The following is a 13,194-nucleotide window of genomic DNA, read 5'->3' as shown; positions in this document are numbered from 1 at the left end:
CAAATGTGCTCGCTTTTTTTATTCATCAATTTTTTCTGTCAAACTTTTTCGTTGCCTAAAACGATACTGTGAGACTAATAAGATAGTAAGTATAATCCACCAAATTACTAAAATCATTACGTTTTGCTGTATTTCACCACTAAACGTAATGTGGTTGACAGCACTTATTAGTGCTGTTAATGGCCAAAATGGTCTAGAAATACCAAATGCTGTATCTTGTACAATTGCTGGATAACTAACAGCAACTATAATCAGTTGTAAAACAGATATTCCTGTAGCTAACCACCAGCCTGCTTGACCAAATAGTTGTTTCAGGTACCAAACAAAACTTAGCATTATCCACTCGGCTAGTATGACAACTCCTACAATGAACCAAAAATGAGTGATTGGTATTTTCCACAATAATACACTGGTTGTCATTAACAACGCACCTACAACACTCAATAGACCACCAATTTGGAAATTATCCCACCATTGTTCAAGCGCAAGTGCTTCTGGCTTTTCTGGTTTAATTGGTAATACCAAACCAAATAGTATTGCCATTACTGTCACACCAACTGCCAATACCTGTGGCAAAATGACTTGTCCATCGTTTTTAACTGGCTTAATGTCAGTTATGTTTAGCGTAAGCATTTGCGTCAAGGAAGTGGTCGTCTCGGACTTATCCCCAAGCAGTGATTTTAATTTATTGGAGATAGCAGTTTGACCGTTTTTTACGGATGTGGCTTCGGTTTGGATAATACCAGACTTCTGACTCAAAGCCTGTGTATTATTCAAATTCACAACAATATTACTAATTCCCCCTACTACCGTTGTTTGCATTTTGTAGGAAACGTCGTTTATCTTAGCTGCTGCTTCTTTAATTTTGTCGGTGTCACTATTACTAATGGCCGTATTAAGCTCAACAGAATAAGTTGCTAACTGTGTTGCTAAATCACTCGCATCTGTTTGCAAATCTTTAGCTGTATCTGTATCAATAGCATTCCCAACAGCTTGTAAATTGGCTTGCAAATCGGATGTTTTGTCCGCCAAACTATTGCTTTGCTTTGCTAAATTTTTCAAGGTAGAGTCGTTTGAGATACCCATGCTCAACTTTACATTGGCTTCATTAATCAAGTCTTCGAGTACACGACTCGTATATTGTGTAGCAAATTGATTATTACCAGTAGCTATGACTTGTTTAACATTCACGTTCTTGCCTGAACTTTTAAAGTTGGCCAACTGCTGCGTCATCTTATTTGGGAAAACAATAACACTACTAATCTGTCCCAACTTTAAGGCTTCTCGAGCTGACTTCTCTGAACTATACTTCTTGACCACTAACTTTTTACTGGCCTTAAATTGATCAGTCAATTTAGCACCAACGCTTTGTTGTTCACCTTCAAACTGCGCTGGCTTATCTAAATTAACAACAGCGACCTTTAAACGGTTCGCATGCTGAGTTACATGACTAGTTGCTCCAAGGTACCCAGCAACTAAAATTACTGGAATCACCATTGCTAATAGCCACTTAACTAAACTGTGTTTATTTTTTAATATCGTTTGCCAACCAAACATAAAAGACCTCTTCAATTTAAACTCTGCTTAATATAGCATACGCAATTGAACTGGTCTTTTGGATAACTTTATAAACTTTTACGATTCTTAACTAAATTATGGAAAAATGTTCCCCACTTTGCAGTTGATAATACACAATGACGCATATCATTCAGCTGTTTCAAGCAAGCCATACTTTCCATCAGCCCGCTTATAGATTACTGAATCAGTATTTGACTCTGCATCTTTGAAGATAAAGAACACATGTCCTAGTAAATCCATTTGCAAGGCAGCTTCCTCAGGTGACATAGGTTTCAAATCAACCTGCTTAGTACGAACAATTTGTAGAGCAGAATCATCTACCTCTTCTTCAGGAATTTCACCCTTCGAATCAATACCTTTAAATCCAGTTTCTCTGGATTTACGATTGATCTTTGTCTTATACTTACGAATTTGTCGTTCTACTTTTTCAGAAACATTATCAACAGCTGCGTATAAATCTTGATTAGTATCTTCAGCTCGCAAAACTACGTAAGGCAACACAATAGTTACTTCAACCTTACCAGAATTGTCAGACTTGTATGTGCGCAAGTTAACGTTGGCCTTGGCATTTTCTTCGATATAACGATTTAATTTCGTCAAGCGTTTTTCCACATATTCACGAATTGCATCTGTGACTGTGATATTTTCACCACGTACATTGTAATCTAACATAAACTAATTCCTCCAAATTTCCTTCTTTAATGATAAAATTCTAAATATTATCATCAAGTCAGTTATTTTATATTGGTTCTATCATCATTATAACATATCTGTAAGCGTTTACCGCGAAATTACAATTTCTTCATTTTCATCGTGCTAATGAAATGCTTTTCACAGAATCAGCCCCATGTGCTAATAATAAATCGGCAGCGTGGTGCAATGTGCTACCAGTCGTATATACATCATCTACAAGTAAAATACTTTGTCCTTCAATAATTTTTTCGTCGATTATGGAAAATGGCTGTTCTCTTTTCATGCGAGCTCTGCGATTAAAATGTGATTGTTGCATTTTTTTCGTTACCTTAACTTGTAAGGCTTCTGTTAATTCAATGCCTTCTAGAAGGCTAGCTACTTGATTAAATCCACGTGTCATCATCGTATGCTGGCTAACAGGAACTGCTACTACCAAATCCATATCTGAAGTATGAATTAGGTTTATTAACTCACGATTAAAAATTTTACGTAGTTTGTAGTCACCATTAAATTTATATTGTTGCATAAATAATCGCATGGCATCATTGTATTGATACAATGCCCGATGATGAAGGCTGGGCCTGTTATTCAATTGCCACCTTTGGCAGTCGTAACATGCGTCATTATTTAGTTGCTGTCGCCCGCACGCTGGACAACTTTGATCATTGATTGCATCAAAATTGTGACGACAACTTTCACACAACACACTATTTTCATGTCTTATTAGGCCAAAAAACTGCAAAAATGAATTTACTTCAAATAATTGTGTTTGACACAATGCACAATGCATAGCTTCTCCTTTTTTAGTTGTCCATTCTACGCTTTAATTTTTCCCCACGACGATTCATCATGATAATCTGTTTTTGTGCTGCCCTAACCTTTAAATTGATATGTTGTACATATGCTTGTACTAAACCAGTGGGTCGATCGGCACTACGCCCTACACGACCTGCAATTTGGACTAGCGCATTTTCACTAAATGTTTTATCGTCTGCTCCTATAATTAATACGTCGATTCTTGGGAAAGTAACCCCTCTTTCTAATATTGTAGTCGTAATTAAATACTGTAACTTTTCGTCACGCATTTTTTTAACTTTTTCTTGTCGAAATGGATCAGCTGCATGTACGTAATCACTTTGTACACTTGGAAATAATTGATGCAATTTTTGATGTAGCGGTTTTAAATCAGAGACTTTTGGCACAAAAATTAAAAATCGTTGTTTAGATGTAATGAGCTGAATAATTTGTTTTTTGATGACGTTCGGTAGCCTTTTACGCCAGTTGCTAACTAATCTTACTTTTATTTCAGGTAAGACATGCTGGTGAAATCTTAATGGCAAATAAGAGGTCGGTAATTTTTTACCTGCTTTTTTTCGCATTGCTAGTGTTGGTGTCGCAGTTAAATAAATTAAAGCACTGTTCTCCTTTCGGGCTTTATTCACCGCATAAGCCAGCATGGCATCCCCTGCAAACGGAAAACTATCAACTTCATCGACAATAACAAGATCGAAAGCATGATAAAACCGCAACATCTGATGTGTGGTCGCTAAAACTAACTGTGTATATCGATAGTTTTCTTTTTGGTTGCCATGTAATATCATTAGCTCAGTTTCTTCAAATGCCGACTGAATTCGTGGTGCTAACTCCACAATGACATCTACGCGTGGTGAAACAATCGCTACACGTAGTCTTTGACACAATGCTTTGTGGATAACCGGGAATAACATTTCAGTTTTACCCGCACCAGTAACCGCCCACACTAAATGTTCCCCTTTTTGAAACAAAGTCACCAATAGTTCATTGCTAACTTTTTCCTGTTGTTGCGTCAATTCACCTTGCCATGTCATTTTAGCAGTACCAGAAAATTGATTTGGTTCCGGTAACGAAACTAAATTATCAAGAGAACTAACTCGCCCTAATATCAAACAAGCGTTACAGTAATAATGTTGGTTAGGCAATTCCTCGGTATTCTTCTGTCCGCACCGTTGGCACTTCTTCCCAATAAAAGGTTCAATAATATGTTTAGTCGTTGTTTCCACTTTTGGTTGGACAATTTGACGACCATAGAAATATTCATCATTCATGCTGTATAATACGTTATATGGTAAAATATTTCACAATTAAGCCCACAGCATTCACATGGGAAAAAGAAATTAAAAAATCACGTTTCATTTTAAACATGGCACGTATTACTTCCGAAAATGACGCTCGAGATTTTATAGAAAAAATAAATAAAATCCACTATAAAGCCAGCCATAATGTTTTTGCTTATGTCTTAGGTGACAATGATAGCATTAAGCGCTATAGTGATAATGGTGAACCGAGTGGTACGGCTGGCATACCAATGCTAGAGGTCTTACAAAAAAATGATCTACATGATGTTGTTGCAGTAGTAACTCGCTATTTTGGTGGTATTAAATTAGGGGCAGGCGGACTGATCCGTGCTTACGCTGGCACGATTGCTGAAGGACTTGAGTCAATTGACTTTGTGGAACGACTAACACGTCTACAAATTACTATCAGCATTGATTATAAGCATGGCGAAACATTAAATTATTGGCTAAACAGCCATAATTATCAAATAATAGACACACAGTATGATACAAATGTTCACGTCGTAGTCCCAGTATCTGAAGAAGACCTGACCAAGTTTCAATCAGATTTGATGAACCAGTTTTCTGGGCATATATTATTTGACATTGGTGACGAAACTTACTTTGAAATTCCAGTAAAATAGGCTATAATTGAATAGTTATGATCCGCTAGTGTAATGGATCGCACGCAAGATTCCGGTTCTTGAAATCCGGGTTCGACTCCCGGGTGGATCATTAAATAAATAAAAAACAGCCAATAATCATATTGGCTGTTTTTTATTAGTCTATCGTCATTGAAGCGGGTTCTGGCGCAATAACATGTTGCCCTGTCTCTTGCCTAATCGTTTCAAATAAAATACCTTCCCGCAGACCAGCTTGTGAGAATATGACCTGCTGTCCGCCTAGAAAAAGCAGCAGTTCTACCAACGGCAATAAGCCACCGACAATAATGTCACCACGATCCTTGGCTAAGCCAGCCATTTTCTGTCGTTCAACTAGATTTTTACTTAATATCTTTTGATATATATCTGTTGCATCTTGCTTACTCAGATGGTATCCATGAATTGGCATATCAGTGATTTTTCGCTGACGTCGAGAAATTTTAGCTAAAGTACGATTGCTACCACCCAATGCCACCAACGGCAAATGCATGGCATCACTGAGCCAAGAAACATCTCCAAACATTTGCCTTAAGGCTACAGTTGCTTGAAACAAAGAATCCGCATTAATAACATCCTTCTCAAGAAACATTTCGCTAATCGTCACTGCGCCAATAGGCAGACTTATTTCGTGAACTGATTCTTTGTTTCGAACTAAAATCAATTCTGCAGAGGCACCACCAGTATCCAAAATTAAGGCATCGTTTATGTTTAGTGTATTAACAATACCAACGTAATCATAGTGTGCCTCTTCTTCACCTGTTAGTACTTGCAGCGTGAAACCCATTGTTTCTTCAAATTCCGTCAAAAATGCCATTTGGTTTGTTGCTTGTCGGACAGCTGCAGTGGCCACTGCTCTTATTTTCGCTTTTGGATACTTGTCCAGCGTTTCCTTGAAATTCTTCAAGGCGTTCATCGTACGTTTAATAGCCTCAGGTTGTAAAACTTTATTTTCACCCATTCCTTCAGAGAGGCGTACCATCTCTTGTAATCTATTCACTACTTCATAATGACCATCTTGATGATATCTACTAATTGTCATCCGTACTGAGTTCGATCCTAAATCTATTACTGCTATAACAGTCATGATTCACCTCCTATAAACGGGTTGTTGATTGGCTCAAATTCTTTTTGCGTATTTTCTCGGTCCTGTTGTTGCTTTAACTCAATTTGTTTGACCATAGATTCAGCTATAAACATTTCTTGTGCGTTAACAGAGGATAAGCCTCTACGATCAATTTTATCAAACGATCCATCTGGTTGTAAGACACGTGTTTTAACATTATCTGCCCACATGATTTCAAAAATATTAATCACCTGTTGAGACAAACCAGCATTGCGAATTGGGAATAACAATTCAACACGTCGATCTAAGTTTCTTGTCATTAAATCTGCAGAAGATAAATAAACTTGTGGACTATCATCATTATGAAAGATGAACACCCGACTATGTTCCAAAAAACGGCCAACAATTGAATGCACAGCTATCGTTTCACTGACTTTTGGAATACCAACCTTGAGCATTGTAATTCCTCGAACTATCAATTCTACTGGTACACCGGCTTCACTTGCTTCATACAAATGACGAATCATTCGTTCATCAGATAACGAATTGAATTTCATCTTAATACCGGATGGTTTTCCTGCCTTAGCATTCTTAATTTCGACGTTTATTTTTTCATAAATAAACTCACGAATGCCATTAGGTGACATATGCAGTTGATGAAAAAAACTCGGATCAGAGTAACCCGTTAGAATATTAAAAATCGAAGCCACATCTGCACCTAATTCGCTATCCACTGTTAGCAATCCAAGATCCGTATAAAAATTCGCTGTAACATCATTATAGTTTCCAGTAGCGAGATGGACATATCGACGAATAGTATCACTTTCCCGTCGCACTACCATGGCCATTTTAGCATGCACTTTTAGTCCACGAAGTCCATAGACCACATGGACGCCCTTTTGCTCTAATTCACGCGCCCAATGGACATTATTTTCCTCGTCAAAGCGTGCCTTGATTTCAAGCAATACCGTTACCTGCTTGCCACGTTGAGCAGCATCAGAGAGTGCCTTAATAATTGGTGAATTGCCGGATACACGGTATAGAGTCATTTTAATGGCTAGCACATCATCATCTATAGCAGCTGTTTGAATAAACTGAACTACTGGCTTAAATGAATCATAGGGGTGATGCAACAGATAATCGCGTTTTCGTATACTTTCAAATATTTTATCAGCGGTCAAGTCGGGATTTTCGTACCCATGAAATGATGTATATTCTAGTGTAGGTGCATCAATTACTTTCAACCATGAACTGATGAATGTTAAATCAATCGGACCACTCACTTCATAAATTCTATCATCAGGGACCTGTAAGGCTTTGATGAGTTGGGTCATCAACATTTTACCCGTGTTCGCACTTACAATCACACGGATAACTCGTCCACGCTCCCGTTCTTGCAATTTACTTTGTACTTCTTGCAAAATATTGGGCGTATCTTCATCATCAGCAACATCTAATTCCATATCACGTAAAATATGAAAAACATTTGATTCTTTAATGGTATAACCTGGAAAAAGCGCATCTAAAAATAGTTGCACAACATCTTCTACTAAAATCACTTGATTTTCTTCTGGTAGTGCGATTACTCGTCCAGAGGTTTCTGGAACCTGTAATACTGCAATATATTTTTCAGATTTTTCGTCGTTTTTTTTCAGACGAACACCAATATTTAACGTATCATTTGCCAAAAAAGGAAATGGTCGTGTACTATCAATCGCCATCGGCGTTAAGACTGGACGTAACTCCTTCTCAAAAAATTTCTTTAAAAAGTTAACTTGTGCATTCGTCAAATCATTTTTATGGACCAATGAAAAACCTAACTTTTTCATGGTCGGAATAATACTACGATTTAATACTTGGTACTGGTTTTTAATTTGTTCTCCTGCAGCGGCAGAAATTTTAATTAGCTGTTGTTTGGGCGATAAACCAGATGCATCCACCTTATCGTGACCTACAAACATTTGTTGTTGTAAGCTTGCCACACGAACCATGAACCATTCATCCATGTTTTTTTGTGTAATCGCCAAAAAATTAGCGCGCTCTAGGATAGGATTTTGTGTATCGCGCCCTTCTTCAAGCACACGTTTATTAAAAGCTAACCAACTCATTTCACGATTAACATAATATTTGTGTTGTTTCAGATCTGTCATAGTGCTTTTCAGCTCCTTTTCCCCTGACGTTTCAATACAATGGGCAATCCAAACACAGCCTCAAAAAAATGCGCTTTTTGTGCAAATATATACATTTCCAATTGCAAATCCGCGGCAGATTGTCCGATTACTGTAATTTTTTCTGTACCGATAGACACAGTTAATTTACTAATTTTTTGTAATCGGCTATCATCAAGGGCATCCGCCAAGCGTAATAATGCGGCCATTTTAGCAATGCGCATACGTTGTCTTGGGGAAAACTCTTGCGTTGATCGCAGTGCATTATCAGGAGTTTCAGCGCTATGATACCGTGCAATTGACGCAATCATTCGTTGCTCAGAGGTTGATAATCCATGAAAATCAATTCCTTCTAAAATTTCTTCAGAATATTGATAATGCTTCTGAGAATTAATAAAACTACCAACGTCGTGCGTCAAAGCAGCGACACCTAATAAGAGCCGGTCACGCGCACTCAATCGATGAATTCTTTTTAAACGATCAAATAGTCGCCAAGCATATCTCAGAACCAACTCTCGATGCTTCTCTTCAACCATATATCTATCTGCAATACCACGTGCGGCAGTAATGATATCATTTTGTGCATTGTTGTCTTTAACGACCAGCCCATCTAAGACTGTCAAGCTACTCATATGTAAATTACTAGCACCAACAGCTGACATCACTTCGACAACCAACACAGCTTCCATGAAGACCATCCAAATATCATTCAAATCAATGCTATATTGCTCAGCAATAGCTTGTTTGTTCATCTGATTAAAACTATGAATTAATGATTGCAGCTCTGATTTATGAATTGTAGTTTTGGGCTTTTTATTTAAAAACAGCTGATTTAATACATCGGCCCCAAGCAAAATAATTGTATCAGTTGCTTGAACAGGCGGTAACATATGCCAAAAATCTGCTAATTTACTATCAATAAATTCTGGTATTAAATCTGGTATTTCAGTAATTTCTGCAGCCATATCTCTGATGGACTGTGTTAATCGCACTGGTCCAATGGCTGAATGCTGCGAGAATTTAAACTGATTATTTTCAAAATAGGATAAGTCTATTCTTGTAGAGCTAACACCTAGTACAAATGCGTACCGTTCATTTAAAATTTTTTCATCATGAACGCGCAAGGCCAACTGCCGATAATAATTTTCTTGATTGGCATTTAGCCAAAGTAATTCAAGGCCCGTTACATTTTCTACTTGATCGACAAAATAAATAGCATTCAGCATCTTGGACAAGTTTTCACTACCGTACAAACGCACATCTTCTACACCATAATCACGAAGAAGTTGTTGGAATCGTTGTAGCTGTGATAATGCACGCTGCATCACTTCAGCAGAAAAACTAGCTAATGGTAAATTTTTTTCGCTATATTCGCGCTTAACATGCTCAATTTGACGCCCACGACTGTCAACAATTTGCAATGCAGCAGCATCAGTGTTTAAAAGAATAACACCCTGTAATTTTGCCATAGATTGAGCCCTCTAAGGGTAGTTTATCACATTTAATATTAGGATTGTATTAGAAAAAATATGACTACATTATACTTATAATCTTGCATTGTCTGGATTAAAACTACAACACTGTTCATGATCATTGATGATGCCTATTGCTTGCAGGTAAGAATACACAATTACCGGTCCGATAAATTTAAACCCTTGTTTCTTCATGTCCTTCGTTATCTGTTGCGATAATTCATTTTGACTGGGAATTTCATCCCCACTGGTAATATGGTGATTGATAATCTGACCATCAGTGAACGACCACATATAGTCAAAAAAACTCCCCCTCTGCTGACGAATCTGTCTAATGACTCGTGCATTGTGAATAGTTGATGTAATTTTTAGTTTATTGCTAATAATATTAGGATTGTTTTTTAATCGTTCAATGTCCTCGTTTGTCATTTTAGACACTAAATCAATATCAAAGGAGAGGAATGCAGTGTTCATCCCTGAACGTCTTTTTAACGAGGTCTCCCAGCTTAACCCAGCTTGAAACACTTCTAAAGTCAACAGTTCAAATAACTTTTCGTCACTATATTGGTTAGGTTGTCCCCACTCTGCATCATGATAAGTTGTCATAATATTGGAATCTGGATAATTATCTACCCAGGAGCAACGTTTCAAATCATCCATTGTGCTTGCTCCTTTTTCACTTATATTTGCAAGACAAAATAGTTTTTAATCATTTCATATAAAAAAAAACGACCAAACGGCCGATTTAGTTTTTTTTTACTTGTTTTCAATAACTTCGCGGGCAGCAGCTGACAAGTTATAGAATGAATGGATACCCTTATACTTAGCAGTTGTGTCCAACAATTCTTCGATACGGATCAATTGGTTGTACTTAGCGATACGGTCAGTACGTGACAATGAGCCTGTCTTGATTTGGCCAGCGTTTGTAGCAACAACCAAGTCAGAAATTGTTGTGTCTTCTGTTTCACCTGAACGGTGAGAAACGATAGCCGTGTAACCAGCTTCCTTAGCCATTTCAATAGCTTCGAAAGTTTCTGTCAAAGTACCAATTTGGTTAACTTTGATCAAGATTGAGTTAGCAGCACCCATGTTGATACCCTTTTCAAGGTATTGTGTGTTAGTAACGAAGAAGTCATCACCAACTAATTGAACCTTCTTGCCCAATTCGGCTGTAATTGCAGCCCAGTCTTCCCATTCGTTTTCGTCGATAGGATCTTCGATTGAAATGATTGGGTAACGATCTGCCAAATCTTCAAGATACTTGATAAATTCAGGTGTTGTGAATTCTTCTCCAGTTGACCAACGCAACTTGTATGTCTTTGTTTCTGCATCATACAATTCTGATGAAGCAACATCAACAGCGATTGCGATATCCTTACCAGGCTTATAACCAGCGGCTTCAATCGCACGGATCAAATATTTCAAAGGTTCTTCGTTATCAGCGAAGTCAGGAGCAAATCCACCTTCATCACCAACTGAAGTTGCCTTACCATCAGCTTCTAATAACTTCTTCAAAGCGTGGAAAGTTTCTGAACCATAACGAATTGCTTCCTTAACTGTTGGTGCGCCAACAGGCATAATCATGAATTCTTGGAAGTCAACCTTGTTTGCTGAGTGAGCACCACCATTGATAACGTTCATCATAGGTGTTGGCAATACGTATGAATTTGCACCACCCAAGTATGAGAACAAAGGTACACCTAATTCGTCAGCAGCAGCACGGGCAGCAGCGATTGAAACAGCCAAAATAGCGTTTGCACCCAAGTTACCCTTGTTTTCTGTACCGTCGAGTTCGATCATAGCTTGATCGATTGCACGTTGGTCAGTTACGTCGAACTTACCAACCAAAGCCTTAGCGATAGCATCGTTAACATTGGCAACAGCCTTTGTTGTTCCCTTACCACCAAAACGTGACTTGTCTCCATCACGCAATTCAACAGCTTCGTGTTCACCTGTTGATGCACCTGAAGGGACCATTCCACGACCAAAGCCACCCAATTCTGTGATAACTTCAGCTTCAAGTGTAGGGTTTCCACGTGAGTCAAGGACTTCGCGTGCGATAATATCAGTGATTAAAGACATGTTTTAATTCTCCTTTGGTTTTCGGTTATATACCATGTATATTATATCACAGGGTAAGAGTCATAGCCAAAAATTTCCTCAATACATAAAGCAAAGTAATGTGCAACAACTATTGAGTTCACCCTTTTAGGGCACTGCTTTTTAAGTATTCTCAATATTAAATTCTGGGACTTCTGGATCTTGCGCAATGGCAACAAGTTGTAGAAACTTTTCTGGATCAAGAGCGGATGTGCCAACCAACACACCATCTATATCTTTTTGCAACATTATTTCGCGAGCGTTGTCTGGTGTCACCGATCCGCCATATAAAACGCGAACTTGTTCAGCAATAACAGGTGAATATAACTTGGCCAGCGTCTGACGTATCAGATGAGCTGCTTTTTGCGCTTGGACCGCACTTGCGGCCTCACCTGATCCAATTGCCCATGTGGGCTCATACGCAAGTGTAACGTTGCGGATTTGGTCAACAGAGACGCCTGCCAACGCGGCAGCCACTTGAGCCACTGAGGGTTCCGCGTCCATAAACTGGGCATAGGTACTCATATCCTCATCGACATCGATAATTGGGCGTAAGCCATTTCTAAGTGCAGCAGTGACTTTCAAATTAACTGTTGAATCAGTCTCATTAAAAAACTTTCGACGTTCAAAATGCCCAATTAAAACATATTTGGCGCCAATATCTTTCAATGCTTTTGGTGATGTTTCGCCTGTGTAAGCTCCACTGTCTTCCCAATGAACATTTTCTGCGACAATATGTATGGGTGACTGTGCTGTAGCTCGAACCATGTCTGACAAGAATAAATCTTGTGCCGCAATACCTGTTTCCACAACATTTTCAGCAGGCACCTTACCGTTCACCTTGTCCAAAAATTCTGCAACATCAGCGTGCAACTTATTAATTTTCCAATTTGCAACTACAAAAGGTATACGTGAAGCATTATGTTGACTCATTTTTCGTCTCCTCTAAGCATCATAAAAATAAAGACCGCCTCAATTAATAATAACCAAATCATATAACGAGAAGGTTCACCCAGCAAGGATAGCAACATGTAGCTAATAAACAAAACGGCCAGTCCGCCACCTGTTTTAGTTAACTTTTGCTGGTACTTACTACGTGAAAGGCGTTCGGTCAAATGTTGGTTTTCCGATTTCAGTTCTGAAACATCTAATTTCAAAGCTTCAATCTGATCTAATAAATCATCATTTTCATTTTGTAAAGCTTCATTATGGGCCTGTATTTCTGGTGTGATTACTTCTGTTTTTTTTCGATTAAAAAATCTCATGTGTTTTCTCCATTACTTCTATTCTATCAAACATTACACGCTCGCTGTCATTGAATATCTATTGACGAGATTAGATTTAATGGGTATAATTATATAGTTG

The 13,194-nt window shown here is 38.2% G+C and carries 12 protein-coding genes; 1 reads left to right on the top strand and 11 read right to left on the bottom strand.

Features of this window, described 5'->3' with window-relative positions; all coding sequences use genetic code 11:
- Positions 1-18: 18 nt before the first annotated feature.
- From LEUM_RS01205 to LEUM_RS01190, 4 genes are all read right to left on the bottom strand, one after another.
- Positions 19-1,557, bottom strand: coding sequence for a YhgE/Pip domain-containing protein (locus LEUM_RS01205; RefSeq protein ID WP_011679156.1), 1,539 nt, complete (start codon positions 1,555-1,557; stop codon positions 19-21).
- 147 nt (positions 1,558-1,704) lie between these two features.
- Positions 1,705-2,250 (bottom strand): ribosome hibernation-promoting factor, HPF/YfiA family, encoded by a 546-nt coding sequence (gene hpf, locus LEUM_RS01200; protein ID WP_010291116.1) that lies wholly within the window; start codon positions 2,248-2,250, stop codon positions 1,705-1,707.
- A gap of 136 nt (positions 2,251-2,386) precedes the next feature.
- Entirely contained in the window at positions 2,387-2,797 is a 411-nt protein-coding gene (locus LEUM_RS10780; RefSeq protein WP_174221736.1) for a ComF family protein, read from the bottom strand.
- Positions 2,798-3,074: 277 nt separating this feature from the next.
- Entirely contained in the window at positions 3,075-4,355 is a 1,281-nt protein-coding gene (locus LEUM_RS01190; RefSeq protein ID WP_011679154.1) for an ATP-dependent helicase ComFA, read from the bottom strand.
- Positions 4,356-4,372: 17 nt separating this feature from the next.
- On the opposite strand from LEUM_RS01190, the gene LEUM_RS01185 reads away from it, so the two are divergent.
- Complete coding sequence (locus tag LEUM_RS01185; protein ID WP_011679153.1) at positions 4,373-5,008, top strand: YigZ family protein; 636 nt, start codon at positions 4,373-4,375, stop codon at positions 5,006-5,008.
- Between the two features lie 136 nt (positions 5,009-5,144).
- On the opposite strand, the gene ppx is transcribed toward LEUM_RS01185, so the two are convergent.
- From ppx to LEUM_RS01150, 7 genes are all read right to left on the bottom strand, one after another.
- Positions 5,145-6,110, bottom strand: a complete 966-nt coding sequence (ppx, locus tag LEUM_RS01180; RefSeq protein WP_011679152.1) for an exopolyphosphatase — start codon at positions 6,108-6,110, stop codon at positions 5,145-5,147.
- Positions 6,107-8,239, bottom strand: a complete 2,133-nt coding sequence (locus tag LEUM_RS01175) for an RNA degradosome polyphosphate kinase (RefSeq protein WP_011679151.1) — start codon at positions 8,237-8,239, stop codon at positions 6,107-6,109. The genes ppx and LEUM_RS01175 overlap by 4 nt, the downstream gene beginning before the upstream one ends.
- 8 nt (positions 8,240-8,247) lie before the next feature.
- Positions 8,248-9,726: a Ppx/GppA phosphatase family protein gene (locus LEUM_RS01170; RefSeq protein ID WP_011679150.1), complete on the bottom strand. Its 1,479-nt coding sequence runs from the start codon at positions 9,724-9,726 to the stop codon at positions 8,248-8,250.
- A 75-nt stretch (positions 9,727-9,801) separates the two neighbouring features.
- The gene (locus LEUM_RS01165) at positions 9,802-10,389 is read right to left on the bottom strand and encodes a DNA-3-methyladenine glycosylase I (protein WP_011679149.1); all 588 of its coding nucleotides are present in this window, start codon (positions 10,387-10,389) and stop codon (positions 9,802-9,804) included.
- A gap of 96 nt (positions 10,390-10,485) precedes the next feature.
- Positions 10,486-11,811: a phosphopyruvate hydratase gene (eno, locus tag LEUM_RS01160; protein WP_011679148.1), complete on the bottom strand. Its 1,326-nt coding sequence runs from the start codon at positions 11,809-11,811 to the stop codon at positions 10,486-10,488.
- A 141-nt stretch (positions 11,812-11,952) separates the two neighbouring features.
- Positions 11,953-12,762: a triose-phosphate isomerase gene (gene tpiA / locus LEUM_RS01155; RefSeq protein WP_002815975.1), complete on the bottom strand. Its 810-nt coding sequence runs from the start codon at positions 12,760-12,762 to the stop codon at positions 11,953-11,955.
- Complete coding sequence (locus LEUM_RS01150) at positions 12,759-13,094, bottom strand: hypothetical protein (RefSeq protein WP_011679147.1); 336 nt, start codon at positions 13,092-13,094, stop codon at positions 12,759-12,761. Before LEUM_RS01150 ends, tpiA begins: the two co-directional genes overlap by 4 nt.
- Positions 13,095-13,194: the final 100 nt, after the last annotated feature.

This window comes from Leuconostoc mesenteroides subsp. mesenteroides ATCC 8293 (assembly GCF_000014445.1).
GTDB classification, from domain to species: Bacteria; Bacillota; Bacilli; order Lactobacillales; family Lactobacillaceae; genus Leuconostoc; species Leuconostoc mesenteroides.
This window is presented reverse-complemented; position numbering and strand designations above follow the sequence as displayed.

What these genes read in the sequence shown, in the direction of transcription:
- ppx (WP_011679152.1), bottom strand. Translation starts at nt 6,110, where the DNA reads ATGACTGTTATAGCAGTAATAGATTTAGGATCGAACTCAGTACGGATG.
- LEUM_RS01150 (WP_011679147.1), bottom strand. Translation starts at nt 13,094, where the DNA reads ATGAGATTTTTTAATCGAAAAAAAACAGAAGTAATCACACCAGAAATA.
- LEUM_RS10780 (WP_174221736.1), bottom strand. Translation starts at nt 2,797, where the DNA reads ATGCAACAATATAAATTTAATGGTGACTACAAACTACGTAAAATTTTT.
- LEUM_RS01205 (WP_011679156.1), bottom strand. Translation starts at nt 1,557, where the DNA reads ATGTTTGGTTGGCAAACGATATTAAAAAATAAACACAGTTTAGTTAAG.
- LEUM_RS01165 (WP_011679149.1), bottom strand. Translation starts at nt 10,389, where the DNA reads ATGGATGATTTGAAACGTTGCTCCTGGGTAGATAATTATCCAGATTCC.
- eno (WP_011679148.1), bottom strand. Translation starts at nt 11,811, where the DNA reads ATGTCTTTAATCACTGATATTATCGCACGCGAAGTCCTTGACTCACGT.
- tpiA (WP_002815975.1), bottom strand. Translation starts at nt 12,762, where the DNA reads ATGAGTCAACATAATGCTTCACGTATACCTTTTGTAGTTGCAAATTGG.
- LEUM_RS01170 (WP_011679150.1), bottom strand. Translation starts at nt 9,726, where the DNA reads ATGGCAAAATTACAGGGTGTTATTCTTTTAAACACTGATGCTGCTGCA.
- LEUM_RS01185 (WP_011679153.1), top strand. Translation starts at nt 4,373, where the DNA reads ATGGTAAAATATTTCACAATTAAGCCCACAGCATTCACATGGGAAAAA.
- LEUM_RS01175 (WP_011679151.1), bottom strand. Translation starts at nt 8,239, where the DNA reads ATGACAGATCTGAAACAACACAAATATTATGTTAATCGTGAAATGAGT.
- LEUM_RS01190 (WP_011679154.1), bottom strand. Translation starts at nt 4,355, where the DNA reads ATGAATGATGAATATTTCTATGGTCGTCAAATTGTCCAACCAAAAGTG.
- hpf (WP_010291116.1), bottom strand. Translation starts at nt 2,250, where the DNA reads ATGTTAGATTACAATGTACGTGGTGAAAATATCACAGTCACAGATGCA.